A 26,275-nucleotide genomic window follows, 5' to 3' on the forward strand; every position below is an offset into this window, starting at 1 on the left:
CCGAACCCGGCGTACCCGTCTCCGAGTACCGGGCTCTCCACGGACTCTGTCGTTCAGGCGTGGTTGAGACGTGTCCAGGGGTTGGGGATCGTGTTGCCTCGGTAGCGGTAGCGGGTGACCGCCACCGCCTGGAGGTCGAACAGTTCGGTCCCGTCTGCCGAGAGCTTGTGCCACCGGCCGGTGTGGTCGATGAAGCGTCGGCGGACGTCCTTCCACTTCCAGCGGTGCAGTGCCATCCACCAACTGATCACCCGGTGCCATGTGAAGCTGGCCAGGGAGCTCAGGGTGGCTTTGCAGACCGCGTGCTTGAAGTAGTTGGGCCAGCCGCGCATGATCTGGTTGAGCCTGATCAGCACGTCCCTGGGGTTCTGCTGCGACGTTCTGTTCGTCAGGGCACGGATCTTGTCCTTCAGCTGCCGGATGGGCCGGTCAGCGATGAAGGTGTAGACGTGCCACTTGTCCGTTCCTCGCTTGCGGCCCCACTGGATGCGGAACCCCAAGAAGTCGAACCCCTCCGACATGTGCACCACCTGCGTCTTCGCCTCCGAGAGACGAAGACCGAGTGGTTGCAGCACGTCGGCAATGTCCTCGCGCAGCGCCTCGGCGTCGGCGCGTCCACCGTCGACCAGAACCACGAGATCGTCCGCGTAGCGGACGATCTTCCAGTTCGGACGTCCGGCGGCGCGGCGTCGCCTGCGCAGGTGGCTGGTGGCCATCTCCTCGCCCGGTTCCCAGGGCCGGGTCAGGTGCTCGTCGACCGCCATCATCCGTGCCGACGCCGAAGGCCGGTACGACGGTGCGGAGCCCGGGTGGCGGGCCGGTGTCGAGTGGACGCTGCTGTGGATCGAGAGCACCGCTGCCCAGCTGACCGAGGGCAGCAGCGCCGATGGCCGTCAGGGTGTGTCGCCGGAGTAGTAGAAGCGGCAGCTGACGCCCGGCCCGGGTGTGCGAGGTTCGCCGGGGCGCGGGTCGTACAGGGCGCGGCCGCCAGGCCACCGTGACAGCTCGGTGGACAGGGCCACGCCGTCGTCGACTTCTTCGGTCCGCCACCCGTGGATGTCCAGCAGCAGGCCGTCCAGGCGCCCGCCAACCAGTTCGGCGTAGGTCCGGTGTGGGACCGGGCCGGGGTTGGGGTCGTCGTGGTCGTGGCCGTAGACGCGTCCGTTCAGCAGCTGCTCATCGCCGTTCATCTGATCAGCGTTGCAGCCGCCACCGACAACGCGGGCTTGCCCAGGGCCTCCTTGGGCTTGCCCGCGTGGTCGGTCGCCGCGACTTGCCCGGGTCAGGTGCGGAAGCGGGAGAGCCAGCCGCCGGCCTTCTGCGCTGCCTGCTCGGCTTCCTGCTCCTGGCGCAGGCGCTCCTTCTCCTGCCGGTCGCGTTCGTCGGCTTCGGCCTGCTGCTCGACTGCGACGGCCCGGCTCTGGCAGTCCTCGCACAGGTGCGGGTGCAAGTCGAGGTTTTGCCAGTTCCGGAAGTCGGTTGCCTCCCACCGGTCGTCGGTGAACTTCCGCCCGCAGTCCACGCACACCGGCCGCTGTGCCTCCCGCTCCGCAGCTTCCCGCTCCGCGCGGCGCTGTTCCTCTTCCCGCGCGGCTTGGCGGCTGCGGGCGAGGGCGGCCTCCCGACGAGGTTGCCGATCGCGTCCAGCAGCGTCTGTCGCTCCTCTCGGCCAAAACGCCAGAACGCGGGCCCGGCCGGTCCGTGCTCGCGCAGCAGCTCCAGCGTGGTCGCCACGATCGGGATGCAGCCGTCGTAGGAGTGGAAGCCGCCCCCGCTATGCCACCGGCCCTGCCAGTAGTGGCGGGTGAGGTCGGCGACCCTCTCCATCTGGCTCTTCGCGGAGCGCTTGCCGACCTGATAGAAGACAAGCAGGACCGGCGGGTGCACCCGCTCGTATCCCTCCCAGGCGGGTGCGGACCAGCGGGTGCGCCACATCGGTTTCTCGATGCCGTCGGTGTCCTTCTCCTTCCGCTGGAAGAACCGGGCGTACTTGTCGAACTTCGCGGCGGTGATCGGGTCGCCGACCAGGTCATAGGTCTTGCCGGCGTGTGCGGTCGGGTGGCTGGCAACGATGGCTGCAGCGGCAGCCACGTCGGATCGCGACCCCATGGGGGCGTTCCGGCCAAATCACCCGCACCTTTCACTCATCGTGTGCCCGGCAACGCCGAGTTAACTCGCCGGACACCTTTGCATAGTTAATCTGGCTCTTGACCTTCAGTTGACCGTACGATGGCGAGCTCTTGGTGAGGGCGCGCGAGGTGGAGACATGTCCCGAGGTGGCAGGATGCGAGCGGCAGTGACCCTTGTGGTCGCCGCGCTGCTGGCGCTGCCGCTGCTCGCGTCCACCCATCAGTTCGCGCCCGCACACACCGCGGCGGTGGCGTCGGCGTCGGTCGAGCCGAAGGCCTGCCACGGCGACGACTCGGGGCCCGAGGGACAGCTCGAGGCGATACGCAGTCGGAACCGGCAGCTAACGACATCGGGATCGACCCCGCTGCCCCACCCCCGTGCCGCGTCACCCGCGCCCGACACCGCCGCACCGGCGACCGCCCCGCGTCACGCCTCGTACCTCCACCCGGACAGATCCATCGACGAGCTGACGGCGGCGAGACTTCAGGTCTTCCGCTGCTGAGTTCGGACAGAAGTTCCCACCTGTCCTGCACGTCCGATCCTGCACGTCCGACGCGCCCCTGCCGCGCGCCAGGAGGAATCACCACATATGCAGCCCCTCATCGACAACGCCCGAACGTTCGGCTCGCGCCCTGAGGAGTTCGCCAGCCACGCCGCCGGTCAGTCACCTCAGGCGTTGTTCATCACCTGCTCCGACTCCCGCGTCGTCCCGGCCCTGATCACGGGCGCCCGCCCCGGCGAGCTGTTCGAGCTCCGCACCGCGGGCAACATCGTCCCCCCGTACACCAGCGGCAGCCCCAGCGGGGAGCGGGCCACCATCGAGTACGCCGTGGAAGTCCTCGGTGTCCAGGACATCGTCGTGTGCGGCCACTCGCACTGCGGCGCGGTCGGCGCCCTGGTCCGCGGCGACGACCTGGCCGCCGTGCCCGCCGTGCGGGACTGGCTCGCGCACGCGGCCGACGAGCCCGGCGAGTGCGATCCGTCCGATGTGACGGTCGCCTCCGCGGTCCAACAACACGTCCTCGCCCAGCTGCTGCGCCTGCGCTCGTACCCGTGCGTCGAGAAGCGGCTTGCCGACGGCCGCCTCACGCTGCGCGGCTGGTACTACGAGGTACACACCGGCGGCGTACGCGAGCACCGTGCCGGCACCGACGCCTTCGAGATTCTGTGAGCGCCGCCATGACCGACTCCACCCCCCACTCCGAAATACCCACCCCCACACCCCGGTTCCCGCACCTCAAGGCGGACTTCACCGCTTCGCTCGTCGTGTTCCTCGTCGCGCTGCCGCTGTGCGTCGGCGTGGCCGTCGCCTCCGGGGTGCCGGCCGAACTCGGCCTGATCACCGGCATCGTCGGCGGCCTCGTCACCGGCTTCATGCGGGGCAGCAGCCTCCAGGTGTCCGGCCCCGCCGCCGGTCTCACCGTGCTCGTCTTCGAGGCGGTGCGCGAGTTCGGCCTGCCGGCGCTCGGCGTGATCGTGCTGGCTACCGGCGTGCTGCAGATCGCGATGGGCGCACTCAAGGTCGGCCGCTACTTCCGGGCCATCTCGGTCTCGGTCGTCGAGGGCATGCTCGCGGGCATCGGCCTGGTCCTGATCGCGGGCCAGATGTACTCGGTCGTCGACGCCAAGGCCCCCGAGTCGGGGCTCGGCAAGATGGCCGGGCTGCCGGCAGCGCTGTTCGAGGCGCTCGGCAGCACGCGTGCGCTGCTCTCGCTCGCCCTGGGCGCCGGCACGATAGCCGTCCTGGTGCTGTGGAAGCACATGCCGCGGCGTGTGCGGGTCGTGCCGGGACCGCTGGCCGCGGTGGGCCTCGCGATGCTCGCGGCGTTCGTGTTCGACGCACCGGTCGCCATGGTCGAGGTCAACGGCCTGCTCGGCTCGATCCAGCCGCCGCCGCTCGACGCGTTCGGCTCGCTCGGCATCGGTGTGCTCGGCACGATCATCGCGTTCACACTGATCGCGTCCGCCGAGTCGCTTTTCAGCGCGGCGGCCGTGGACCGGATGCACGACGGTCCGCGTACCGAGTACGACAAGGAACTGCTCGCGCAGGGCGCGGGCAACGCGGTCTGCGGTGTGCTCGGCGCGCTGCCGATGACCGCGGTGATCGTGCGCAGCTCGGCGAACGTGCAGGCCGGGGCGAAGACGAAGGCCTCGCGGATCATGCACGGCGTCTGGCTACTGCTGTTCGCGGCGCTGCTGCCGGCGCTGCTCGCCTACATCCCGATCCCGGCGCTCGCCGCCGTCCTGGTGCACGCCGGGGCCAAGCTGGTTCCCGCACGGGCGCTGGTGGGGCTGTGGCGCGAGCACCGCGGTGAGGCGCTGATCCTCGTCGTCACCGCGGTGTCGATCGTGGCGATCAGCATGTTCGAGGGCGTGCTCATCGGCCTCGCCCTGGCGATCGTGAAGACCGCGTGGGACGCCTCGCACGTCAAGCTGGAGGTCGCCGACAAGGGGTCGGGCCCGATCCAGGCCCACCTGACGGGCAACGCGACGTTCCTGAAGCTGCCGAAGATCCTCGACAGCCTCGAGGCGCTGCCGCAGACCCACCCGGTCGAGCTCAACCTGACGGGAGTCCACCACCTGGACCATGCGTGCCGCACGGCCCTGGAGAACTGGGCCGAACGGCATAGTACGGCGGAGACCGAACCGGTGAAGGTCACCACCGCGGCCTGACGCCCGCTCTCCACCGGGCCCCGACTCCCGTGCGCGACACGGGAGTCGGGGCCTTTCGCATGCCTACAGGGCGACATGCCGCCCTGTAGGCGACCGCGGGGCTTACCTTCGGGCAGGTGCGGTGGGGTGTCATCGCGGCACGGCGCCGCAACCGCGTTCCGACTGCCGTGCGTCAGGAAGTAGCGTCCTTCGGCGGAGTGGTCCGTCGATGCCGCCCCCGCCCCTTCCCCAACGACGGGCCGGGGACCGGCCGCTCCTCGACCGGGCTGGGCGGATAAAGGATGGCCTTAGCGGCGTCGAGGGCGTCCGCGATGCTCACAGTGACCCACTCGGTGCCGTTGAACTCCTGGATTGCGCGGGGCGCGCCCGGGTCGACGTGTCCACCGCGGTGCGGTCCTTCCGTGAGCGGCACGGCCCGCAGCCGGCCCCGTGCCCGTTCGCGGCGCTCCTCGCGCTTGCGCGCCCACTCCTCGAGCGGTTCCTCGCTATCCACCGCGACAGGATGGCGCAGCCGCGCCCCGGGCCGCCAGCTTGGGCGAACGCTTCGCCACGCGACGCAAACCGGTGCGGGACCGCCACTCTCCGGCGACTTCATTCCCGCATGGAAGGAACCGCAGACGGCCACGGCCGCGAGGCCAACAGCTCAGCTCTCCGAGGGGATGCGTGCGGCGATCTCCCGGGCGAACCACTCGGCTTCCTCACTCGGCTCGTCCAGGCCCTCCGCAGCAATCAGGTGAAGAAGGCGTAGCAGGTCGTGGGCTTCGTCGAGGGTGAGCAATTCCAGACGGCGCGCTGTGATGTCCTGCGCCGGGACCAGGCTGGTGGCATCCGAGTTCATGTCCTGGGTAACGACCGCCAGAGTTCAAGAGCATCTGGAAGAGCTGTCAGAGCACCCGCACGGACCTACTCGTATCCGTGCACCTGCCGGGCTGGGCCCTGTTCGGGCGCCTCAGTTCTCCGAGGGGATGCGCGCGGCAAGCTTGGTGCGCGGGCGTAGCGCCGTCACCTTTACGCACGTTCAGTCGCTTGGGTCGCTGGTCGGCGTTGTCGGAGCTCAGGAGCCGACGGGGACAGCGTCTTGGGTGCCCTGTGACCGCGCCGTCTTCTGTCCGACTTTTCCGGGTGCGATGGTGCGGGGGTCGATGGCTTCGAGTGGTGAGCCGACCGTGTAGGGGCACTCGGGGTCGTCGGGGCAGTGGGGTCGGTCGTGGGGCAGCAGGTAGAAGGTGCGGCGTGCCCACAGGCCGCTGTCCGCGGTGCGCGGGGCTTTGGGGGTGAGGTTGGTGTAGCCGATGAGGCGGCCGTCGCGCTCGTAGCGGGGCTTGCCCTTGCGGGTGCTCACCTTGTCGAGCGCCTGGCGGACGTAGTCGAGATCGGTGGGGTCTTCGAGCCACACGACCTCGGCCTCCAGGGCGAGATCGCCTTCTTGCGGCATCGCGCTCATCAGCGCCTCCTGCCTGTGGGCAGTCGGTGGACGGCCTGTGCTGGTCTTTGATCGGCTGCGGCGTGCGCAGCCGCTCCGCTGCTGCTCTTGCCAGCGGTCATTTTTCGTAGGTTCGGGCTGCCGGATGTCCCAGTGTGCCTGGTGGTGTCACGAGTTCGTGCCTGCCTCGGTGTCGTCGGGGAGCAGGGCCAGGCCGGGGTAGAACTTGGTGGCGTTGTTCTTGATCATTTCGGCGGGTGAGGCCAGACCGAGTTCCTGGCGGATGCGGCTGGCGAAAGCGCGTGGAGTGGAGGCGCGGATGCCTTCGTCGGAGCACCAGCGGCCATAGGTCTCGTAGAGGAGTTTCTGTTCGACGCGCAGGTCGGGGTCGCGGCGGCCGTCGGTGCCTGTGGTGCAGCTTTCGGTGAGGAAGCGGCCGACGTGGTCTTCGGTGGTTTCGTAGGCGGCTGTGGCGATCCGTACGGAGGTGGGGCCGGTGAGCGGGTCTCGGGTTGCCAGGTACTGGCTGGCACCTTCGATGAGCCACTGGAGGATGCCGGGGCCTTCGTCGGCGACGAGTTCGGCGGCCAGGTTGTCGATTTTGCGTCCGTCGGGGACGCGGCGCTCGAAGGGGATGATGCGCATGCCGTGTACTTCACCGACCGAGGTGTCGAGGAGTGAGAGAAGCGGCGCAGCGAGGAGGAGGTCACCCTTGCGTGGCTCGCCAGGCGGGCCGGATGCGGGGCGCCCCATTGCGCGTCACTCAAACACCGTTGGCACGCGCTCAAGGTTCGATGTCACAGGACAGTGGAACGGCCAGGCCGCGGCCGCCTTCTTTGAACCGCTGGGCCACCTGGAGATCATGCTGCGGAACGCCATGGACGCCCGTCTTGTCCACCACCAGCAGCGCCGTGGCCGCGCCTGTTCTGCGGAATGGGCCGGCCGGGTGCCGACGACGACGCCAGCACTCCCGACGCGAAGAATCTGCTGTGCAGCCGACGAAGCCAAGGGCGGCCAACTGCGGCGCTTCGAGACCTTGGCCAGCGCACCCGTGGACGGGGCAGCGCTGGCGCAGTCAGTTCAACGGCTGGTAGGTCGTCCTCTCGGTGTGCGTGCTGAGGAGGCGGCGCTGTGGTTCGAGTCGCTTGCCGATTGCGGCGTCGCGGGGTGCGCATCAGGAAAGATCATGCGCGCACTGCGGCAAGGGCAGCGGTCACGCCTACCGCCAGGCTCAGTACCGTGATGAAGGCGGTGGCAGCCTGCTTAAAGAGGTACCCGTGCGGCTGACGCGGTCTGGCGACGCCTCGGGATCCTCCCTAGGTGTGCTGCCCGGGCACGGCCGCGTGGTGTGTGGCCGAGCCGTGGTCGCCGATGGAGAACGTGGACGAGTCGACCCTGTTGATGTGGACGCCCGGCTTCGGCTCGGGCCGGGTGAGGAAGTCCCGCAGGGCACGTCCGGCCGGTGCCAGATGCGGGACGATGCTGAGCAGGAGGGCCGTGCCGAGGACCACGGCGATGATTCGTCCGAGGTCGCCGAGGAGCGCGGCCAGTGGGGGCGCGGAGAACAGCAGAAAAGTCAGGGCAAAGAGAGTCGGGACATGCTCCTGGTCGGCTTGGCGTCGGGCGGCCGCACGCTCGTGGAACTCGACATCGCCTTCATCGTTGTGGGCGACGACCCGCCAGTTGCCGAGGTCACGCACTGACACGGAGAGCCGGAGCGAGACGGCCTGTCCGCGCTCGAGGTGCCCGATGGCGAACACGGCCTCGCCCGGGCCTTGTTCACGGTCCTGGCACCTGACCACGCCCATCTCGCGCTCGGGTCCCGAGGTGATAGCGGCTTCGACGAGCTGCCCGACGGGGAAGTCGAAGCGCAGATACTGGTCCTTGACCACCCGGTTGCCGGTGTTCTCCACGCGGAAGTCAACCGAGCTCAGGCCCGCGATCGGGTGGCCGTTGAAGTTCAACTGCAGCTGTCGGCGCAGGTTTTCGTCCGTGGACAGCATGGCGTTGTGGATCTCGGCGTCCCAGGAGAGCCGCTTGATCGGCTCACGCCGCAGCTTGAACCGCTCGACGGCGATCGTGCCGAGGACACCGCCGATGATGCCGACGAAGGCGACGACGAGGTTCTGCTGAAACTCGCTCAGCTCGACGGCTGCCGCCACGACCACGATGGACACCGGCTCCATGGACATGTGGAAATCCCCCGTCTCTCCTGTCCCGCGCGCGGACGATGGTCACTTTAGCCAGCGCACCGTTGCCCCGTCTGCCGGTGGCCAACGGTGGCCTGTGGCTGCGCGGTGAGATCCTCGCTCGCTCTCACCCTGAAGAGACTGTGCGTGACCCGGCAGACCATGCTGCCGGCGGTGGCGGTGGCGGTGGTTGCGCGGCTCATGCGCTGGGCGCCGGTGGGGGTGCTGCTGCGAGAGTTGGGGGCATCGCGGTGTTGGTGGATCTGCCGGGTGGCTTCGTTCACCTTCAGTGACAGCGTTTGTCGACCAGTTTGAGCGGCGGTTTGCGACCTCTGGGGGGATAAGTCTTCACGAGTTTTGGCTCTGGCTCAAATTTCGTGATGCGGGCACGCTGAGTGACGGTTCGTGGTCGTACCGGCCTCTGGGAAGTCGCCCGAAAGTGATCAGGGGTGATCTCGGGTAGCTGACAGTTCGAGGCCGTGGAAGAAGTAGTCCTCCGGCTGGAGGAGTTGCTGTTCCCGTCGATCGCGGACGTGGCGGTGGTGGCGGTGGACGTGAACAACGAGACGGTGCGGGTCGAGGCCCGCGGTACCGCGTCCGGTTGGGCGTGTCCGGGCTGCGGGAGCTGGTCGAGTCGAACTCATAGCTCCTACCTGCGGTTTCCGGCAGATGTTCCCAGCGCGGGGCTTCGGGTAGTGCTGTGTCTGCGAGTCCGACGGTTCGCCTGCCGGGTCGCCTCGTGCCCGCGGCAGACGTTCGTTGAGCAGGTACCGGGACTGACCCGGAGGTACGGCCGGTGGACCGAGCGTCTGCGTTCGACGCTGGCGGCGGTCGGACTCGCCCTTGCTGGTCGTGCGGGCGCCAGGATGGCGGGTGTGTTCGGGGTGTCCGTCAGCCGCAGCACGGTGCTGCGGATGGTCGAAGCGCTGCCCGAACCGGATCTGCCGGCCCCGCGAGTGGTCGGCGTCGATGAGTACGCGACGCGCAAGGGCCGCCACTACGGCACCGTGCTGGTCGACGTTGAGACGCGACGGCCGGTTGACCTGCCGGACCGGGAGGCATCGAGCCTTGCCGCCTGGCTTGCCGAAAGGCCAGGGATCGAGATTGTCTGCCGGGACCGAGCCCCGTTCTTTGCCGAAGGCGCCACCGTTGGCGCACCCCAAGCGGTGCAGGTCGCGGACCGCTGGCACCTCTGGCACAACCTCAGCGAAGCCGCCGAACGTTGTGTCGCCGAGCATCGGGGCTGCTTGCGTGGCAGCGCGCCCGACCCGCCCCAACAGGTCAAGGGACCGGAAGAACCGGCTGACCCCACCAGCTCGCCGTGGCCGACGGGCCACCGGTTCGCCGACAGAACCCGGGCCAACCACGCCGCCGTCCATTCGCTGCTCGCCGCTGGTAACAGCCGCCGCTCAATCCAACGTCAGCTCGGCATGACTTACCGCACGGTCAAACTCCTTGCCGACGCCACCACCCCGGAGGACCTCTTCCACGGCCAGTGGCAGGGCCGCCCTTCTGTCCTCGACGAGTACAGGCCCTACCTGGACGACCGCTGGAACCAGGGGTGCACCAACGCCTGGAAGGCATGGGAGGAGATCGTGCCACTCGGCTACAAAGGCAGCTACCAGCGAGTTCGCGCCTACTTCCGCACCAAGCGCCTCTCGGCCGACCCGGTCACCGCACCCCCGCCCGCACCCCGCACCGTCGCCGGCTGGATCCTCCGGCGCCCCGAGTCCCTCTCCGAGGGCGAACAGCTCCGGCTCAAGGCCGTCCTGGCCCACTGCCCCGAACTGGAAGCCCTCACCAGACACGTCCGTTCGTTCGCTCAGATCCTCACTGAGCGACAGGGCCAACGGCTGCCCGAGTGGCTCGATGCCGTCCGCCAAGATGACCTGCCCGGTCTCCACACCCTCGCCGCTGGCATCGACCGCGACCGTGACGCCGTCGTCGCCGGCCTCACCCTGCCCTGGAGCTCCGGAGTCGTGGAAGGGCACGTCAACCGCATCAAGATGCTCAAACGCCAGATGTTCGGCCGAGCCGGCTTCGACCTCCTCCGGAAGCGCGTTCTCTTGGCGTGAAGAGCCCCGGGAGAAATTGCTAGGCGGGCTGGACCGCCCGAGGCGAGAATGACGCGGTGTTGATCGTGAATGCCGTCCTGGAAACCCCAGACACCGTTGACTTCTCTTTCTGGCCAGTGGCTGACCTGCCTCCGTACCAGTTCATGGCTCTGTCAGGCAGTATGTCCCCGCTCGAAGTCGGCAGCGCGCTGGCGATGCTTGCTGACTTCAACTCGCAGACAGGTGACGACGATCGCCCCTTGATGGACGCCAGCGAGGCGATTCGCCGCCTGCTGGAGACAGACAAGGTCATCGCACCAGGAGGCTTGCGCGTCCACGACACCCGAACCAACGTCACCGTCCGGCCAGGATGTTGTTGTGGCCTGGAGGACTGGCGCGAGTGGCTCGACATCGCAGACGGCGAGACCCTGTGGCTCGGACATGACCCTTCACCAAGGCTTGAGCATGCCGACGAGGTCTTGCAGCTGTGGCCGGACATCGGCGACGCTCAAGAAACTCCTTCCGGGCAGCCCATCGAGATCGTGGTGGGTGACCTACCGGGGATCCTGCATACCGTGCAGGAGGGACTGCAAGGCTTTCTCTATCTCACCAAGCAGTGGGCCACTCACCATGTTCCGGCTCTCGCCGAGGACCTGGCAGCCAGACTCGACGAAGATCTGGCCATCAATGCACCACTGCCGGGTACCAGTGGCCAGCACGCACCGTAACCGATCACGAAATCTGTGCCAGAGCCCGAGTTTTGACAGCACTGGGGTACTTGCCAGTGCAGCATCGGGATGCTCCTGGTGAAAGGTCCTGCATGCCGCAGATGTCGAAGGCGCTTCGACGCGGTGTGCGGCGGCCGCTGGTGGCGGGACTTCTTCACCGGCGACCATGATGCGACGGATGCGGTGGTGACGCTGCCCGTCGTATCTTGACTTGAGACTCCGATCCGGTCGATGTGCTCCCCGATTATCGCGAAGCGGGAGCTGTCGATCTGTTTGTAGGTGCCACCCCAGTACCTGACGGTCCCGAGTGGGTTGATGCCGGGGTCGTTCGCCCTGATCGTGGCTTGGTCGCCGCCGGAACCGCCGAAGTGGGAATAGGCCACGTAGCCAATTCTTTGGTTGTTCCAGTCCATGTAGTAGTCGCTACCCGGACAGTGGCCAGCAGTGAGTGTGTAGATCGTTCCCGAGGAGTTCTTGGTGTTGAACCCGGCAGTGCAACGATAGCCGTCGGATGTAATGCCATTGCCGCCGCGGAGGTCGGTGGACTTGAACTTCAGCGTGCTTCTGATCCGGTCGATGTGTATCGCACCCGGATGAGCAGCCACCACTTTTTCGATCCGGGCCCGGCTGTCGCTGGGCGCTCCGTCGAAGATCTTGACGGACACCTGGTTGGTATCCGGCTTGACGCCCCAGGCCGTATTGGGAATGCCCCCCAGCCGGTCGAGTTCGCGGTGGATGGATGCAAGTTCAGCCTTGCTGCGCGTCACCACTTTCGAGATCCCGCCCGCGTCCCGTACGGTCTGCGCCGCCGCCGGGTCGCTGACCGCGATCACGATGCGCCCCTCCTTGTAGTACACGCCGCCTGTCCAGTCGGCCCCGAGTCTGCCCTCCAGTGCTTGCGCTTTGACGGGGTCAGTGAGCGGCTTCGGGGTGTTATCGGCGGATGCCGTGACTGTCGAGGCGACCGTGACCAGGAGTGTGGCAGGGAGGACCTTTGCAAGTTACTTCCATGCACGCTGCATTGTGCGCCTCCAGGGAGTCTTCACGCTAAAGGAATGGGCGTTCGAATTGGGGCGCATGTGACTCTACGCGGAGACGTGACCATTGATGCTTGGTGTGAGACAAGTGGGAGCTGACGCTCCGAATTCTGGCGAGATGAGGCTGAGCCTCCCGAGATGCGTACGAAGTTGGCAGACAGTCAGATGTGACTCATGAAAGGGCCTCGGCGCGACAGCCACCGTGCCGCAGGTGCCCTGAGCCGAGGACGCTGCCAGGCTGGACACACGAACGGCGTCGTTCACGGACAATGCCGGGATGACCCGACCCAGAATCCGTGTCGCCGCATATGCGATCCGGCATCGCGCCGTTCCCGAACTGCTGGTTCGCCGAGGCCGGCATGGGGGTGCGGCCGGGGGCGGTTCAGGTGCCGGAGCCCCCCATCGGCGCCGTGCGTCAGGCTCTCGTCTGGGCGCTTGAGAAGTCGGTGTCCCACCGGCTGGTGGAGCTCGCTCGCAGCGCGGCCGGGACGGGTGAGGAAGGGCAGGACGCGCTGTATGCGACCGCGGGCCGGCTCGTGGCGCCGCGCCGCGGGGCGGCGAACCCCGCCCTGGTGCGCGCAGCGCTCGAAACCGGCGAGGACGTGCCGGTGGAGGCCGAGGGCCCAGACTCCAGGAGCATGGTGCACGTGGTCGCGGCGATCGGTCTGGGAGTGGAAGAAGTGGGGGCGGACGCACTGGCCGAGGCGTTCGCCGCGTTCGGCATGTACGGCCTGACGGTCGAGGACTGGGCGCAGATGCTGGGGGCGGCCGAGCGCGGCGAGAAACCGGCGGTGGACTGGGGGCCGTTGGAGCGGCACGCGCTACGACCAAAGGCCCCACGGATGGCCGAGCGGCTGGTCGAGGACATCTTCACCGCACTCGACAACCAGACAAAGTCGTGGTTCCGGGCACGGATGCAGCCGCGGTGATCGTGCCCAAACTCGCGGCGAACCTCACCGCCCTGCTCGACCAGCGCAAGCAACTCGCCTCCAGCATCGAGGAGTTGCTCGCCTCGCACCCTCTTTCCGAGCTCCTGACGCCGATGCCGGGGATAGGCGTCAGGACCGGAGCCAGGATTCTCATCGACGTCGGTGACGGATCTGCCTTCCCCACCGCCGGGCACCTCGCCGCCTATGCCGGACTCGCCCCGGTGACCAGGCGGTCCGGGTCCTCGATCCGCGGCGAAAGTCCGTCCCGTCGAGGCAACAAGCACCTCAAACGAGCATTCTTCCTGGCCGCGTTCGCCTCGCTCGCCGACCCTGCATCCCGGGCCTACTACGAGCGGAAGAAGACCGAGGGAAAACGGCACAAGCAGGCCCTGATGTGTCTCGCCCGCCGCCGCGTCGACGTGCTCTTCGCCATGCTCCGCGACGGCACGTTCTTCCAACCCCACACCGTCCCCCAAACCGCCTGAACCAGCACAGAACAAACGCCCCGCCCCTTGACGAAAGAGATAGGGGCACCCCCCAGCGCGGGAACCCTCAACTCCCCAGCACCGCCTCCATCCCCCCCGGGCGATCGGCCCGCGAACCCACCCCCCGTGATGTCCCCGCGGTTCGCCGCCGCGTCCTCGACGACCACGGCGACGGCCACCGCGCAGCTCGGGCGGCGGGCCGCCTACAGCGGGCCGACTCGATGGAGGTCTACAACTACCTGGTCGTCGGCAAGTACAGCTGGGTCCCTGACGATGCTCACCCCGGCCCCGCAGCCGCTGAGATGGAGAACCTGCTCATCCACTGGCTCAAGGACTGGATGCTGTGCCTGGACATCGAGTGCGGACTGCGTACTGCATCGGCTGTACGGCACAGTGACCTCCTACGAGCCCGAGCCGGCCGGGTGGGGTTCTCCCCCGCGGGCGGCCACCCGGCCATCTCCGTGCCCGTCCACCAGATCGTCGCGCTCACCGGCGACCGGCAGCGGCGCAGCGACGGACAGGTGCCCGCCCACGAGCCGTACGAAGAGTAGAAGGCCGTCCGCCTCGGCCGCGAGGGCGGAGCGTTGGGGCCGATCCAGGCGATGTTCGTGTCCGTCAGATGTTGAACCGACCGGCTGATGGACGAGCACGGCGCCGACAAGATCTCGTAGTAGATGGTCCGGCCGGGCCCGCTGCTGTGGCCCCATCGACGCTCCGGATGGCACCGGTCGGTTCTTACGCCTCGAAGGGCTACCGGCCGGCTCCGACGAGCTCTGAAACCTCGGACTTCTGTGATGCGGATCACAGGAAGATTCGGGGGATGCGTTGTCGGATCGGGTCCGTGCCGGGACCGAGAGGAGAAGGATTTTCCCCGACAAGGAGGCACCCGTGGCCACCGAGGACCCGACGCCCAGTTACACCATGGTCGAGGATGACGGCTCTGTTCACACCGACTTGGCGGAGCGGATCAGCCAGTTCGGCTGTGACACGGATACCGGCGCGGCGGTCACGGCCTTGTTCCCGGCCCACTGGAGCGGGAACACCGGCGACCTCGTGACCCTCCGGGAGGACGGGAGTGTCGCCTTCGATATGGACGGCACGTTCGACCTGCCGGAGCCGTTCGACCGTGTCGCCCCTCCCATGATGATCACCACCACCACCGGCATGGCGGTGCTCAAGGCCGACCACCCCGCCAACCAGACCATCGAGTCCGGGTTCCGGTCTCTGAACATCCCGGTCCCCGACGTGATCCAGGCGCTGAGCGCCCGCGAGGCCGCCCTCGCCGGCGACGGATCCACGATCCACTCCTTCAGGTCGGAGGTGCTGGGGATGTGGAGCGGATGGAATGAGCCAGTCTCCACCGCCTTGCTCGGCAACTGGGCGGACCCTCTCTACGACCGAGGTCACCTGACCCCTGATGCCCTGAGCAAGCTGAGGTCAGAGGCCAGTGTCATCCACCGGCAACTCACCCCGGTCTGGCGCCACAAGGTCAACCGGTCGCGGCTGCTGCTGCTCGACACCCCGCTCGGCGACGGGCTGACCCTGTACGACCTGGTCCCTGAACAGGCCGCCCCCGGCACCGGAGTCGAGGCTGGCTTTGAGGACCCGCGCCTGGCCGAGATTCTGGAGGCCCTCTCCCCGGCCGAGCGAGCGGTGACTCTCGCCCTCGCCACCCCTGGGGTCACCACCTGGGCCGATGCGGCCATCGCCGCTGCGCAGCCGGAGATTCAGGGCGGGCGGGTCCGCCGGAAGGTGAAGCGGCTCGCTGCGCGCAGCCTCGGCCGCTCTCCAGCGGCCGAGGCGACCACGGTGAGCGGCTGATGAGCGCCCCCGACTCCGTCTCATCGCGCCCGGCCCAGTGTCGGGAGGTGGTGTTGCGGATCGCCCTGCCGAGCATTCCGGCCTGCACCGCGGTACTCGGCACCGGCAGCGTCGGCGCTGCCCTGGTCCACGGCATCATCCCGGCAGCATCCCCGCTCGTGTGGCCGCTCGTGGTCCTCGCCCTCGGCACGATGGCGTATGACATCGGGCTCCGTGCCCTGCGCCGCCGCGACGGCTGACCACGCTGCCGGACGGCAACGAGGTCCCTTCCCGGCCTGGGTGAGTGCGGCCCACCCCGCGCTTACCGCACCCTGGGCCTGGCGCTCGCGACGCTGGGCCTGGACCACGTTGTGCTCGGCCAGCTCCAGCTTGTGCTGAGCCTCCGTGCCCGCCGCCTCGGCGGCGCGGTGCTGGCGCTCACGCTGAAGACCGGACAACTGGCCGACTTCTTCCGCGCGCCCACTGTCCAGGAGCAGTTCGACCACGCGGCGGCAGCGCGGGCCGCCTGGCAGGCGCCAGCCCGCTGGAGACGGCTTCGGCCGGACCGGTCGGCTCACTGCGCACGAATGGCAGGAGCCGCGCGTCCTCATCCGGTGTATCGCCGTCCCGGTACGAGGGGATGCTGTCCTTCTCGGGGCACACGGGAGAGGGCTGATGGGGTACACCGCTGTGCATGCGGGCTGGGGCCGGCTGGATGCGTCGCTGGACGATCTCGGTTGTGGCCGGTCCTGGGCGGACGTCCACCGTGTGAAGGGGCTGGAGCTTGGGTGTCCGGAGTGCCAGGGAAGGGTGTTCGCGCGCGTCTCCCCGCACCGTGCCAGGCACTTCTACCACCAGGTGCGGCCGCTCGATTGCGCGTTGGCGAACGAGTCGCCGGAGCATCACCTGCTGAAGCTGGAGCTGGCCACCGCCGCCCGGGCGGCGGGCTTCAGAGCTGAGCTGGAGGTCGGCAACGAGGCCCGGACCTGGCGTGCCGACGTGCTGGTCTTCGATGGGCAGGACCGGCCGTTCATGGCGCTGGAGGCGCAGTTGTCACCGATGACGCCGCAGGACGCGCGGATGCGGACCGATCGCTACGCGGCCGACGGTGTGGCGGTGTGCTGGGTCTCGATGGAGAAACGGCCGTGGGAACGCGGCGTGCCCTCGTTACGGGTAGCGCCCCCCAGGAACCGCGGGGACGCATGGACGGTGCACCATGGCATGGCGCGCTACACCTGGACCGCGCCGCACACGCTGAAGACGAAGGCGGCGTGGACCCACATCTCCTGCTCCCTCGAGGAGGCGATCCGGTGGATTCTTCAGGGACGGGTGCATGCCCATACCGGCCCGGACACCTCGGTGTGGTGGACCGCCCACTCCTACGTTCAACTAGCCATCGTCCGGGCCCGGCTGGAGGCCGATGCCGAAGGCGTCATACAGGCGGCCGCCGCCGAGCAACGCCGACAGGCCGCACAGCAGCGGGCCGCTTCCGCCGAACAGCGCAGACTGGCCGCCGAGAACCGCCGGCTGGCCGCGGAGGAACAGACACGGGAACAGCGGGCGGAGCAGGAGCGGTTGACGGCCTTCTTCGAGCACGCGGGCATGGACGGCGCACTGTGGCCCGCGTTCATGCACATGGTCCGCTCCACCTCCGGCAAGGCGGTCGAGTGCGGCGCCCAGAGCCCTGCCCACGGCAACGGACTGCTCCTCTACAGCCGGCCGCACAAGCAGAGCGCGTTCCAACTGGCCGGCGTGGTGTGCCCCGACCCCTCAGCGCTCACCCGGTGGCCTGCGGATCTAACCATCCTGGTCCCCGGCCAGGCCTGGCTCTCCCGTATCGAGGCAGCAGCCCACACTTCGCTGAAAGTCGCCGTCTTGAACCCGGTCACCAAGCGCTGCACCTACAAGCGCGTCGGCCCCGGGCCGCGACGCTGACAGGTCGGCCCCGGGCATGCGCGGCATCAGCTCCTGCGCGTGGGCGGCCATCCCCGAGCCCTTGACGGTTCCAGCCGCGCCCTGGTCAGACCTGTTGGGTTCGACAGATCTAACCGACGCTGGCCTGCCTGGCCTCGTCCTGCGGGTCCGCTCGGCGTACGGGTCCGACCAGCACCTCGGCGTCCTGCAGGAGCCGGTCTACGGGGCGCCCTCTGAATCGCTCGGCACGCGGCGGCCCGCACGGGGCAGCGCTCCACTCCGCGGCTGCGGAGCTACGGAACAGGGCCCACTCGTTGAAGTTCTCGTCGCGGGGCATAGCTCGAATGGTGCTCGAACGGACTACTTCGGAAGGCTCGAGACGATGTCGGGTCAGCCGAGGTACGACGAGCCGGGACGCTGTTCGCCCTGCGCCCGGTCCATCGACTCTTCCTTGCTCAGCGGCCGGTACAGGTAGGCGGCGGCGACCGCTGCCGATACGGCGCTGATCCAGATCACGGCGGCGGGAAGGTCTTCGCGCAGAGTCCCGGAACCCTCGCTGAAGACCACGAAGAGCAGCCACACCACGATCTGCACGACGCCGAACACCGCCGCCACGATGATGTCGCTGCGCTTCTTCGTCTTCAGTGCCCGCCAGACGAACGGCAGCTCCAGGATGAACCCGGCGAGCGCGACCGGAACGATTGCCCAGATGATCTGGGCCGTACGAGAGTTCAGCCCCATGAGGGACCTCCTTGACTGAGGTGAAGGGTCACCCGGCGGCGTGCCGGAGTGCCTTGTGAAGGATGCAGCCAATGGCCGCTTCAGGCGTCCGCTTCTTCGGAGTTGAGGTAATCCGAGTAGGTCGTTGCGTCTGGCTCTGATCACGAGACCTGGGCTCTGGCACAGATCTTGGGGAGCGGTCGCGGAGCGTCACCTCGATGTTCGATTGCTACGGATGGGGTCGCGTGAGACCGCATACGTCTTGCCGTCCGGTAGGCCGGGACGAACCGATTTCCCGCGGGGCGGGGCAGCGCACACAATCTCCGTCGTGATCTCTCAACTGCGCGACAGCAGCGACTAACCCGGGTCGCCGCGTTTGACACCTTCGTCGTCGACGTGTCTCGTGACCTCAGCCCTGGCCGAGCTGGCTAGGCGGCGTAGGATTATACGTTTCGATACCGGAACATGTACGCATCAATGTCGGCGGGGCCTGCTAGTAGCTGATGGCGTGGGACGCCCAATGGGGAGAACGCCCGCGACGATGAGCCGGGGAATCTCGGTGGGCGATCGAGCGTGCTGAATGATCCACGTCCGGTCTTCGAAGTCGGAGTATCCGCCGCGGTGATCACTATGGTCGCCCACGGCGAGAATGCCGAAGGGCGGTCCTGTGGCCGTGTAGTTGGCAGCCTGCGCGAGGTAGTCGTGTTCGACTCCTGAGGGCGTAGCGGTAGTGAGCCGACGTTTGACCTCAATGACGTAACGTCTGCCAGGCTCGGGGGTGTACGTGATGTCGGTTCGACCGCTCGCCACGTCGATTTGCTCCCGGCGGACAGTGTCCGGCGTGAGGACTGCGCTTAGCTGTTGGAGCAGGTCGTCTTGTAGCGCCTTCTCGGGCCATGGCTGAGTTTTCCCATCGGCGTTGGGCTTGGGTGGGCCGAGGTAAGCGGAGCGGCCTCCGTAGCGATCTGCTTGCGCGTCGAAGCGGTCGTAAAGGAAGCGCAGGAACTGGTCGAGGAGTTCGGTGAATTGATGGAGGACGGGAGGCTTCCAGTGCGGGCTGCCCTTCAGGCGGGACAGGAGCTGCTCTAGTCTCCAGTCGTAGATCGTGATCTTCATGCCTGAGTGGCTTGTTGCCGGTAGTGGCTGGCCTGGGATCGGGCCTGGTGGCGGCGCCGCCAGTCGGATCAACCAAGCCGGTGGGCGGCATCGTGGACGGGTCGGACAATGAGGGTGATGAACAGGCGCTGGATCTCGTTGCAGGTGAGCGGAATGAGGGCATCGGGTGCGGGGCGGGTGTGCTCGTCTGCGCGTACGACGGCGAGGAAGGCGTGCGCGAGCATGGCGAGGGTGACCCAGCGGGACCAGGATGCATAGCAGCGGACCTGGTGCTCGTCGAGTGCGGCCAGGCCCTTGCCGGACTGGAAGAACTCCTCCACTCGCCATCTTGATCCAGCGACTCTGACCAGCACGGTCAGTGGCGCAGGTGCGGGCGAGTAGCAGCGGTAGTAGGCGAGTTCGCCGGTGCTGCGGTTGCGGCGGATCAGCAGCTGCCGACTCCCGGGGCGAGGGTCGGCGAGGTCGATGACTGCCCAGTCGTAGAAACGGTGGCCCTTGGCCCCGGCCCCTGCGGAGATCTTCTGCCAGGCCCGTTTGGGCACCTTCTTGACCAGGGTGTCCGCACGGAACTTCCCTGCACCGGTGGTGACTTCGTGCGAGCAGGCCACGGCGAGGACGTACCCGGTGCCGCGTTCCTCCAGTGCGGTTCGCAGCTTCGGGTTGCCGCCGTAGACCTCGTCGCCGGCAATCCATGCGGCCTGGTGGCCGGCGTCCAGGAACCGGGCGACCATACGAGTGGCCAGTTCCGGCTTGGTGGCGAAGGTGGTGTCCTCGGCAAGGCCCGCGGCGCGGCAGCGGTCGGGGTCGGAGGTCCAGGAGCGCGGCACGTAGAGTTCCCGGTCCACTGCGGCGTGGCCGCGCTGACCTGCGTAGACCAGGTAGACGGCGACTTGGGAGTTTTCGATCCGGCCGGCAGTACCGGTGTACTGGCGCTGGACGCCGACCGTGCCAGTGCCCTTCTTCACGTCGCCGGTCTCGTCCACGACCAGTACCGCCTGGTCGTCGCGCAGGTGCTCCACCGCGTAGCTGCGTACGTCGTCGCGGACCTGATCGGCATCCCACTTGGCCCTGCCCAGCAGGTGCTGCATGCCGTCCGGGGTCGTGTCGCCGGCCCACTCGGCGATGGTCCAGCAGTTCTTGCGCGGCAGGTCGGACAGCAGTCCCAGCACCAACTTCCTCATCCGGCGCCGGGGTTCGACCCGGGCGAACCGACCCGCGACCCGGCCCATGAGGTTGTCGAACGCCTCCTGCCAGCGGGCGAGGTTCCCGTTGGGCCCGGCGGTCACCAGTTGGCCGCCAGAGACAGGAGGTTCTTTCACAGGCCCAACTGGTCGCGCATCGCATCGGCGTCGCGCAGGGCCCAGTGCTCGACGATTCGGCCGTTGCGGACGCGGACCATGTCCATGCTGAGGACTTCGTAGCGTCGGCCGGAGTCTGTGTGGGTGCCCCTGCTGGTGTACCGGTTGACGGAGGTGTCGCCGGAGACGACGTTCTGCTCAATCGTCACGGAGACGTCGTGGAACGCGCTGCCCGCGCTCATCCGCTCCCACTTCTGTCGCCAGGCTTCGCGTCCCGGGTGATCGCCTTGGGTGCCTCCCCGGTGGTCGACGACTTCGGGGTCGATCAGTTCCAGGGCGTCTTCGAGCCGGCCTTCCAGGATCTGCGCGTAGCTCTCGACGATGCGCCGGTGAATCTCTCCCGGTCCTGGGTGCGCGGTGTCTTTTGTCCCCTGCGGCATGCGGCATCTCCTCTGGTGGGAATACGAGGCAGCAAGTGGGGAGCTCCCCGTTTGCCGCGTTCGGCTACCGTAACCGGGGAAGTCCCCGATTAACAAGGAGGGTCATGCCATCGCAAAGCGCCGGACCTGCGCCGCGTTCGGAACCCCAGCGTCGTCGTCGCGCGGACGCCCAGCGCAACTACGACCTGCTCGTGGCCGCGGCCAGAGACGTCTTCCACGACCACGGCGTCGACGCCCCGCTTGACGACATCGCCCGCCGGGCCGGCGTCGGCAACGCCACCATGTATCGGCACTTCCCGACGCGTCGCGAACTGATCATCGCCGTCTACTCCGAGGAAGTGGCCGAGCTCTGCGCCCGGAGCCAGTCCCTACTGGCCGAGGATCCTCCCGGCGACGCCCTCTTCGCCTGGCTTCAAGATTTCATCGCACACGTGGCAGCCAAGCGGGAACTGGCGCTGTCGATCACTGATGACCGCACCGGTCAGCGATCGGCGCTGTTCGACCGCTGGCACCAGTCGATGCACACAGCCGCGTCCGCACTGCTGACCCGGGCGCAAAGCGCCGGTGCTGTCCGCGCCGACCTCAACGCATCGGAACTACTTGCCCTGGCCAACGGGATCGCCTTGACCACCACCGACGCCACTCAAGCAGAGCGACTGGTCGTCCTGGTCAGACAGGGCACGGACACTCGCTCGACACCGGCCGACAGCATCCGCTGAAAGCGGCAAGCACGACGCCGACTTCCGCCGCGTCCTCGAAACACGCGCTCTGGACCCTACTGCGAGCCACTCGGGCATGAAGATCACGATCTACGACTGGAGTATTAGTACTCCAGCCGTACTTCTCCATTACCACTGGTCAACGGCTTGGGAGTGGGGAGTGTAGTGAGGTGGGGCAGGATGCGGGGGGGCCTTCCCCCGTGAAGGTGGGCACGCGGTTATTGATCACGCGGCGAGCGTGAGTTTAGCGGTGTGGTGTCGGTGTTCGTATTCGTTGGGGCTGAGGTGGCCGTTGGCGGAGTGCCGGCGGCGGGTGTTGTAGCGGGTCAGCCAGGCGAAGACGGTCCTGCGGCAGGTGCCGGAGTCGCCGTAGTCGTGGGCGCCCTGGAGGGTCTCGCGTTTCAGGGAGGCGTGGAAGCTTTCGCAGGCCGCATTGTCGGCACTGGTGCCGACCGCGCCCATCGACCGGGTGACCCCGAGCTGGTCGCAGAGGCCGGCGAAGGCCCGGGAGCCGTATTGGGCCCCGTGGTCGGAGTGGAACACGGCGCCCTCCAGGCTGCCGCGGGTCGCCGCTGCCATCCGCAGTGCGTCGGCGACCAGGCTGGTGCGCATGTGGTCGGCGATGGACCAGCCGACGACCTTGCGGCTGAAGCAGTCCAGCACGGTCGCCAGATAGAGGAACTGCCCGTTTTCCAGGGGGAGATACGTGATGTCGCCCATGTATTTCAGTCCGGGTCCGGTGGCGGTGAAGTCCCGCTGGAACAGGTCCGGGACCGGTGAGGCTGCCGGGTCCGGGACGGTGGTGCGCACGTGTCTGCGCAGGCGGATACCGGTGATGGAGAACGTCCGCATGATCCGGGCGATGCGCTTCTCGTTGACCCGCCGTCCTTTCTCGCGGAGCTCGGCGGTCACTCGCGGGGAGCCGTAGGCGCCGCCGGACTCGCCGTGGACCTCGCGGATCTCCTCGGCCAGGAGCCGGTCCTGGTGCTGCCGGGTGGCCCGGGCCTCGGCGCCGGCGAGCCACTTGTAGTAGCTGGACCGGTTCACGTCCAGGACCTGGCAGAGCCGCTTCACCTCGTAGGTGTCCCGGTGGTCGTCAACGAACTGGAAGCGGCTCCTCACCAGTTCGTCTCTCCGGCGAAATACTTGGCCGCCTTGCGGAGGATGTCCCGCTCGGTGGCCAGCTTGCGCTCACTCGCCTCGAGTTCGGCCACCCGGGCCTCCAGCTGCCGGACCCGCTCGTCCGGATCAGCGGACGGCACCGCCTCCCGAGGCCGGGTGCCCGGCTTCGCAGCCGCGGCGCCGGCGCCACGGCGTTCGCGGTCCCGCAGCACCCACTCACGCAGGGTCGCCCGGTTGACGCCCAGGTCAGCGGCGATGCTCTTGTAGGTCGCCCCGGGTGTGGACTCGTACAGGGCCACGGCATCGGCCTTGAACTCGTCCGAGTAGTCCTTCATCGCCATCGGCGGTCTTCTCGCTTCCTCCGGATCAAGCAGATCCAGTATCAGCGTGTCCACCACTCAGGGGGAGGCCCCGGGCGGTCTTGGCGGACCGTCCCGCGAACGTGTGACCACGCCGCATGTAGTGACAGTGGATCGGGCAGTCACGCAGGTGTGATCAATGATGTGCCTACGAGTGGCTGGGGCCACGAACTCGAGAACTTGTTCCTGCGGGCCGGAGCCTGCTTCGCCAGGATCGAACCCCGACGCCGGATGCGCGATTACGTACGCGGACTGCTGGGTCCGGTGGGTCGTAAGAATGGCTGGCAACTCGCCGAGTACGCCGGGCATGCCACCCCGGACGGGCTTCAACACCTCCTGTCCCGCAGCCGCTGGGACGCCGACCGCCTCCGCGACGACCTGCAATTCTATGCGGCAGAACAACTCGGCACAGCAGACGGCGTGTTGATCATCGATGACACCGGGTTCGTCAAGAAGGGCACCACCTCGGCCGGGGTGCAACGGCAATATTCCGGAACGGCGGGGGCCTGTTCCTGAATAACTGTCAGAGTTGATCTGGGCGGGTTTCGTTGTTTGACGGTAGGCGGGCTTGTAGTTGGGCGAGGGTGCGGGACGGGGTTCCGGGTAGTGGTGTGACCGGGGTGCGGTGCAGGTCCAGGAGGCGGTGGCCGTCTTGGAACTGGTTGGACAGGTTGGTGCGGCTGACGTTCAGGAGCTGAGCCAGAAGTGTGCTGGTGACGGCATTGCGGCGGCGTAACAGGGCGGTCAGCAGGCGGTGGTAGTGGTCGAGGCTGCTGGTCTGCGGGTGGAGGTAGCTGCGTGGGCGGTGGAAGCGCCGCTGGAATGCTGCCTCGGCCAGGGCGTCCCAGTATGGTTCCGAGGCGGCGACCAGCTGCTCGAAGGCGGAGCGTGACATGCCGGTCAGGGCCGGGTTGGTGAGCATCGTGGTCAGGGCGGGATCGATCCGCCGCCGGCCCGGTGCCGGGTCGGGGAGCCGGGGTGCGACCGATGCCAGGGTGTAGTTCCAGTCGCCGTGAAAGGTGTGGTGTGTGATCGGCAGGGAGTGGAACTCGGCGGGTGGGACTGTGATGCCCAGGTCATATCGGCCGGTGTCGAGCTCGGCGCCGATGGTGAGCCCGGTGCGGGTGGTCGTGGCGGCGATGGTCTCGATGACGGTCTGGTAGCTGGTCAGGGGCCTGCCGCGCCAGTTTGCCGTGATGTGGCAGAACATCCGGTGTTCGATCTTGTTCCACTTCGATGTTCCGGGTGGAAAGTGGCTGACGGTGATCTCGAGTCCGCTTTCCAGGGCGAAGGCGGCGAGGTGTTTCTTCCATGTCCAGCGGCGGGGGTCGTTGGAACCGCCGCAGTCGGCGGTGATCAGCAGTCGGCGGGCGTCCGGGTGGTCGTCGCATCCGCGCTGCTGCCACCAGCGGCGGATGGATTCCACCGCGAACTCGCCCGTGTCGTGGTCGGTCCCGACGTTGACCCAGCCGGTGTTGCGGGCGATGTCGTAGATCCCATAGGGGATGACCACGGGCTGGTCGCCGGTGATGAAGGTGTGGCAGTCCACACGGATGGGGTTCTTGCCCGGACGCCAGGTGCGGCCGGGACGGTCGCGGTTGCCCAACCACTCCTTGGCCTTGGTGTCCACGCTAATCACCGGCTGGTTGTCTTCGAGGAAGGCCGCGGCAGTGGAGTTGATGTGCGTGAACTGGGCATCCCGGTCCGGATGACTGGCGCCTTCCGTTGTCTTGGCGGTGCCCTGCAGGCTGTATCCCTGGGCCTGCAGCAGGCGTCCGACGGTCGCCGCGCTGACCGGGTGGCCCTGAGTGGTCAGTGCCAAGGCCAGGGACCGCAGCGAGAGCGTGGTCCAGCGCAGCGGTGAGACCGGATCGCCCCGGGTGTGTGGCTCGATCATGGCTTCGAGAGCGGGCAGCAGACCGGGATCGGTGACCGTCACTGGCTTGCGGCCGGCTCCCGGAGCCTGGATCCGCCCGGCGGGCAAAGGGTGCCTGGACAGCTCGGCGATTCCGCGTGCGATGGTGGCCGCACTGGCGCCAGAAGCGGCCGCCACCAGCGTGATCCCGCCGTGACCAAGCGCAGCGGCCTCGCTGGCCAGGTAGATCCGACGGCGCCGCTCATCGAGATGGGGAAGGAACTGATCGAACTTCACCCGCAGAGCCACAACCGAAGCCCGAGCGGCCGTACGCGCAGTCACAGCTCATTGTCCCGCCAACACCCGCGCACCGAGCACTAATTGAAATACAGGCCCCGGGCCGCACCGAGAACTGTCAGATCGGTGTCTTCGCCGCCTACGCCACCACCCGCGGTCACGCGCTGGTCGACCGCGAGCTCTACCTGCCCAAGTCCTGGACCGAGGACCGTGAGCGCTGCCGATCGGCCGGCATCCCCGACGAGCGTGACTTCACTACCAAGAACGACCTCGCCCGCTCCATGATCCTGCGGGCCATGGGCTCCCCTCTGGTCTTTTCCTGGGTCACCGCGGACTCCGCTTACGGACAGGACTCCCGCTTCCGCCGTTTCCTGGAAGACGCCGGCTTGTCCTATGTCGTGGCGGTGCCCAAGTCCCAGCAGGTCCACGGCCCCCGCATCGACTACCTCGTCGGCCAGGCCCCGCCCGAAGCGTGGCAACGTCTGTCCTGCGGCGACGGCGCCAAGGGACTACGGCTTTACGACTGGGCGGCGGCCCGGCTGCCCGCCGTCTGGGAGTTCGACGGCGAGACGCCCATCCGGCAACGCTGGATGCTCGCCCGCCGCAGCATCACCAGACCCGAAGAGATCGCCTACTACCTGGCCAGTGCCCCCTTGGACGCCACTGTTGCCGACCTGGTCCGCATCGCGGGCTGCCGCTGGAAGACCGAGGAGTGCTTCCAGAGCGCGAAGAACGAGTGCGGCCTGGACCAGTACGAAGTCCGTCGCTACGTCGGTTGGTACCGGCACATCACCCTCGTCATGCTCGCGCACACCTTCCTCGCGGCGATGGCCGTCCAGGAACGCGAAAAGGGGGTGACACGGCCGACACACCCGACCTCGTGGACCTCACACCGGCCGAGATCCGCCGTCTGCTGGCAGTTGAACCCCGCCGCCGTCCTGCGCGACGCGATCACGCAGTGAGGTGGTCGCACTGGAGACGCCGCCA

23 protein-coding genes and 6 pseudogenes are annotated in these 26,275 nt (G+C 67.9%); 13 read left to right on the forward strand and 16 right to left on the reverse strand.

All coding sequences use genetic code 11. The annotated features are described in order from the left end of the window. Positions 1 to 53: 53 nt before the first annotated feature. The 3 genes from OG574_RS49485 to OG574_RS49495 all read right to left on the reverse strand — a co-directional run bounded on the left by OG574_RS49485 (position 54) and on the right by OG574_RS49495 (position 1,528). The gene (locus OG574_RS49485; RefSeq protein ID WP_326778957.1) at positions 54 to 854 is read right to left on the reverse strand and encodes a group II intron maturase-specific domain-containing protein; all 801 of its coding nucleotides are present in this window, start codon (positions 852 to 854) and stop codon (positions 54 to 56) included. A 39-nt stretch (positions 855 to 893) separates the two neighbouring features. Further along, a complete protein-coding gene (locus OG574_RS49490) occupies positions 894 to 1,190 on the reverse strand; it encodes a hypothetical protein (RefSeq protein WP_326778958.1) in 297 nt (98 codons plus the stop codon). Positions 1,191 to 1,282: 92 nt separating this feature from the next. Beyond that, complete coding sequence (locus OG574_RS49495) at positions 1,283 to 1,528, reverse strand: hypothetical protein (protein ID WP_326778959.1); 246 nt, start codon at positions 1,526 to 1,528, stop codon at positions 1,283 to 1,285. A 756-nt stretch (positions 1,529 to 2,284) separates the two neighbouring features. Here OG574_RS49495 and OG574_RS49500 point away from each other — a divergent pair. The 3 genes from OG574_RS49500 (at position 2,285) to OG574_RS49510 (ending at position 4,803) form a co-directional block, all read left to right on the forward strand. Beyond that, the gene (locus OG574_RS49500) at positions 2,285 to 2,632 is read left to right on the forward strand and encodes a hypothetical protein (protein ID WP_326778960.1); all 348 of its coding nucleotides are present in this window, start codon (positions 2,285 to 2,287) and stop codon (positions 2,630 to 2,632) included. 87 nt (positions 2,633 to 2,719) lie between these two features. After that, entirely contained in the window at positions 2,720 to 3,301 is a 582-nt protein-coding gene (locus tag OG574_RS49505) for a carbonic anhydrase (protein WP_326778961.1), read from the forward strand. 8 nt (positions 3,302 to 3,309) lie between these two features. Beyond that, positions 3,310 to 4,803, forward strand: coding sequence for a SulP family inorganic anion transporter (locus OG574_RS49510; protein ID WP_326778962.1), 1,494 nt, complete (start codon positions 3,310 to 3,312; stop codon positions 4,801 to 4,803). A gap of 172 nt (positions 4,804 to 4,975) precedes the next feature. On the opposite strand, the gene OG574_RS49515 is transcribed toward OG574_RS49510, so the two are convergent. From OG574_RS49515 to OG574_RS49535, 5 genes and pseudogenes are all read right to left on the reverse strand, one after another. Then, positions 4,976 to 5,296 (reverse strand): DUF6087 family protein, encoded by a 321-nt coding sequence (locus OG574_RS49515; protein WP_326778963.1) that lies wholly within the window; start codon positions 5,294 to 5,296, stop codon positions 4,976 to 4,978. Between the two features lie 150 nt (positions 5,297 to 5,446). Next, entirely contained in the window at positions 5,447 to 5,641 is a 195-nt protein-coding gene (locus OG574_RS49520) for a DUF6417 family protein (protein ID WP_326778964.1), read from the reverse strand. A 216-nt stretch (positions 5,642 to 5,857) separates the two neighbouring features. Beyond that, on the reverse strand, positions 5,858 to 6,247 hold the full coding sequence (locus OG574_RS49525) for a DUF6009 family protein (protein ID WP_326778965.1): 390 nt from the start codon (positions 6,245 to 6,247) through the stop codon (positions 5,858 to 5,860). Positions 6,248 to 6,394: 147 nt separating this feature from the next. Beyond that, positions 6,395 to 6,871, reverse strand: a pseudogene (locus OG574_RS49530) (DNA primase); the annotation flags it as partial. Positions 6,872 to 7,542: 671 nt separating this feature from the next. Then, complete coding sequence (locus OG574_RS49535; protein WP_326778966.1) at positions 7,543 to 8,418, reverse strand: hypothetical protein; 876 nt, start codon at positions 8,416 to 8,418, stop codon at positions 7,543 to 7,545. 476 nt (positions 8,419 to 8,894) lie between these two features. On the opposite strand from OG574_RS49535, the gene OG574_RS49540 reads away from it, so the two are divergent. Then, positions 8,895 to 10,490 carry an ISL3 family transposase gene (locus tag OG574_RS49540; RefSeq protein ID WP_442816965.1) on the forward strand — a complete coding sequence of 532 codons (1,596 nt, stop codon included), beginning with the start codon at positions 8,895 to 8,897 and terminating at the stop codon, positions 10,488 to 10,490. A gap of 56 nt (positions 10,491 to 10,546) precedes the next feature. After that, complete coding sequence (locus OG574_RS49545) at positions 10,547 to 11,197, forward strand: hypothetical protein (protein ID WP_326778967.1); 651 nt, start codon at positions 10,547 to 10,549, stop codon at positions 11,195 to 11,197. Here OG574_RS49545 and OG574_RS49550 read toward each other — a convergent pair. Then, a complete protein-coding gene (locus OG574_RS49550; RefSeq protein ID WP_326778968.1) occupies positions 11,095 to 12,054 on the reverse strand; it encodes a S1 family peptidase in 960 nt (319 codons plus the stop codon). The genes OG574_RS49545 and OG574_RS49550 overlap by 103 nt on opposite strands. Before the next feature lie 1,013 nt (positions 12,055 to 13,067). On the opposite strand from OG574_RS49550, the pseudogene OG574_RS49555 reads away from it, so the two are divergent. From OG574_RS49555 to OG574_RS49575, 5 genes and pseudogenes are all read left to right on the forward strand, one after another. Next, positions 13,068 to 13,648, forward strand: a pseudogene (locus OG574_RS49555) (transposase); the annotation flags it as partial. A 221-nt stretch (positions 13,649 to 13,869) separates the two neighbouring features. Further along, positions 13,870 to 14,199, forward strand: coding sequence for a hypothetical protein (locus tag OG574_RS49560; RefSeq protein WP_326778969.1), 330 nt, complete (start codon positions 13,870 to 13,872; stop codon positions 14,197 to 14,199). A gap of 337 nt (positions 14,200 to 14,536) precedes the next feature. Then, a complete protein-coding gene (locus OG574_RS49565; RefSeq protein ID WP_326778970.1) occupies positions 14,537 to 15,469 on the forward strand; it encodes a hypothetical protein in 933 nt (310 codons plus the stop codon). Beyond that, a complete protein-coding gene (locus OG574_RS49570) occupies positions 15,469 to 15,708 on the forward strand; it encodes a hypothetical protein (RefSeq protein WP_326778971.1) in 240 nt (79 codons plus the stop codon). Before OG574_RS49565 ends, OG574_RS49570 begins: the two co-directional genes overlap by 1 nt. A 415-nt stretch (positions 15,709 to 16,123) precedes the next feature. Next, a complete protein-coding gene (locus OG574_RS49575) occupies positions 16,124 to 17,383 on the forward strand; it encodes a competence protein CoiA (RefSeq protein WP_326778972.1) in 1,260 nt (419 codons plus the stop codon). Positions 17,384 to 17,492: 109 nt separating this feature from the next. Here the strand turns inward: OG574_RS49575 and OG574_RS49580 are convergent, their stop codons facing one another. From OG574_RS49580 to OG574_RS49600, 5 genes and pseudogenes are all read right to left on the reverse strand, one after another. After that, positions 17,493 to 17,699, reverse strand: a complete 207-nt coding sequence (locus OG574_RS49580; protein WP_326778973.1) for a hypothetical protein — start codon at positions 17,697 to 17,699, stop codon at positions 17,493 to 17,495. Positions 17,700 to 17,752: 53 nt separating this feature from the next. Next, positions 17,753 to 18,103, reverse strand: coding sequence for a hypothetical protein (locus tag OG574_RS49585; RefSeq protein ID WP_326778974.1), 351 nt, complete (start codon positions 18,101 to 18,103; stop codon positions 17,753 to 17,755). 453 nt (positions 18,104 to 18,556) lie between these two features. Then, positions 18,557 to 19,198, reverse strand: coding sequence for a hypothetical protein (locus OG574_RS49590; RefSeq protein WP_326778975.1), 642 nt, complete (start codon positions 19,196 to 19,198; stop codon positions 18,557 to 18,559). Then, a pseudogene (locus tag OG574_RS49595) lies at positions 19,195 to 20,427 on the reverse strand (IS701 family transposase). Before OG574_RS49595 ends, OG574_RS49590 begins: the two are co-directional and overlap by 4 nt. Before the next feature lie 86 nt (positions 20,428 to 20,513). Beyond that, positions 20,514 to 20,936: an ester cyclase gene (locus OG574_RS49600; protein ID WP_326778976.1), complete on the reverse strand. Its 423-nt coding sequence runs from the start codon at positions 20,934 to 20,936 to the stop codon at positions 20,514 to 20,516. Positions 20,937 to 21,040: 104 nt separating this feature from the next. Here OG574_RS49600 and OG574_RS49605 point away from each other — a divergent pair, with 104 nt between their 5' ends. Then, the gene (locus tag OG574_RS49605) at positions 21,041 to 21,655 is read left to right on the forward strand and encodes a TetR/AcrR family transcriptional regulator (protein WP_326778977.1); all 615 of its coding nucleotides are present in this window, start codon (positions 21,041 to 21,043) and stop codon (positions 21,653 to 21,655) included. Between the two features lie 225 nt (positions 21,656 to 21,880). On the opposite strand, the gene OG574_RS49610 is transcribed toward OG574_RS49605, so the two are convergent. Continuing rightward, positions 21,881 to 23,118 (reverse strand): IS3 family transposase gene (locus tag OG574_RS49610; RefSeq protein ID WP_326771418.1). Its coding sequence is split into 2 segments (ribosomal slippage): positions 21,881 to 22,792 and positions 22,795 to 23,118, totalling 1,236 coding nucleotides; the frame shifts between segments, so codons are not numbered across the junction. A 162-nt stretch (positions 23,119 to 23,280) separates the two neighbouring features. On the opposite strand from OG574_RS49610, the pseudogene OG574_RS49615 reads away from it, so the two are divergent. After that, positions 23,281 to 23,640: pseudogene (locus OG574_RS49615) on the forward strand (transposase); the annotation flags it as partial. Here OG574_RS49615 and OG574_RS49620 read toward each other — a convergent pair. After that, a pseudogene (locus OG574_RS49620) lies at positions 23,523 to 25,333 on the reverse strand (ISAzo13 family transposase). The pseudogenes OG574_RS49615 and OG574_RS49620 overlap by 118 nt on opposite strands. Positions 25,334 to 25,389: 56 nt before the next feature. Here OG574_RS49620 and OG574_RS49625 point away from each other — a divergent pair. Further along, positions 25,390 to 26,250, forward strand: a pseudogene (locus OG574_RS49625) (IS701 family transposase); the annotation flags it as partial. Positions 26,251 to 26,275: the final 25 nt, after the last annotated feature.

Source organism: Streptomyces sp. NBC_01445 (genome assembly GCF_035918235.1).
In the GTDB taxonomy this organism is placed as follows: domain Bacteria; phylum Actinomycetota; class Actinomycetes; order Streptomycetales; family Streptomycetaceae; genus Streptomyces.

Excerpts from the sequence above, each read along its gene's own strand:
- OG574_RS49490 (WP_326778958.1), bottom strand. The coding sequence starts at position 1,190 with ATGAACGGCGATGAGCAGCTGCTGAACGGACGCGTCTACGGCCACGAC.
- OG574_RS49500 (WP_326778960.1), top strand. The coding sequence starts at position 2,285 with ATGCGAGCGGCAGTGACCCTTGTGGTCGCCGCGCTGCTGGCGCTGCCG.
- OG574_RS49505 (WP_326778961.1), top strand. The coding sequence starts at position 2,720 with ATGCAGCCCCTCATCGACAACGCCCGAACGTTCGGCTCGCGCCCTGAG.
- OG574_RS49510 (WP_326778962.1), top strand. The coding sequence starts at position 3,310 with ATGACCGACTCCACCCCCCACTCCGAAATACCCACCCCCACACCCCGG.
- OG574_RS49520 (WP_326778964.1), bottom strand. The coding sequence starts at position 5,641 with ATGAACTCGGATGCCACCAGCCTGGTCCCGGCGCAGGACATCACAGCG.
- OG574_RS49525 (WP_326778965.1), bottom strand. The coding sequence starts at position 6,247 with ATGAGCGCGATGCCGCAAGAAGGCGATCTCGCCCTGGAGGCCGAGGTC.
- OG574_RS49535 (WP_326778966.1), bottom strand. The coding sequence starts at position 8,418 with ATGTCCATGGAGCCGGTGTCCATCGTGGTCGTGGCGGCAGCCGTCGAG.
- OG574_RS49560 (WP_326778969.1), top strand. The coding sequence starts at position 13,870 with ATGGAGGTCTACAACTACCTGGTCGTCGGCAAGTACAGCTGGGTCCCT.
- OG574_RS49570 (WP_326778971.1), top strand. The coding sequence starts at position 15,469 with ATGAGCGCCCCCGACTCCGTCTCATCGCGCCCGGCCCAGTGTCGGGAG.
- OG574_RS49575 (WP_326778972.1), top strand. The coding sequence starts at position 16,124 with ATGGGGTACACCGCTGTGCATGCGGGCTGGGGCCGGCTGGATGCGTCG.
- OG574_RS49580 (WP_326778973.1), bottom strand. The coding sequence starts at position 17,699 with ATGCCCCGCGACGAGAACTTCAACGAGTGGGCCCTGTTCCGTAGCTCC.
- OG574_RS49585 (WP_326778974.1), bottom strand. The coding sequence starts at position 18,103 with ATGGGGCTGAACTCTCGTACGGCCCAGATCATCTGGGCAATCGTTCCG.
- OG574_RS49590 (WP_326778975.1), bottom strand. The coding sequence starts at position 19,198 with ATGAAGATCACGATCTACGACTGGAGACTAGAGCAGCTCCTGTCCCGC.
- OG574_RS49600 (WP_326778976.1), bottom strand. The coding sequence starts at position 20,936 with ATGCCGCAGGGGACAAAAGACACCGCGCACCCAGGACCGGGAGAGATT.
- OG574_RS49605 (WP_326778977.1), top strand. The coding sequence starts at position 21,041 with ATGCCATCGCAAAGCGCCGGACCTGCGCCGCGTTCGGAACCCCAGCGT.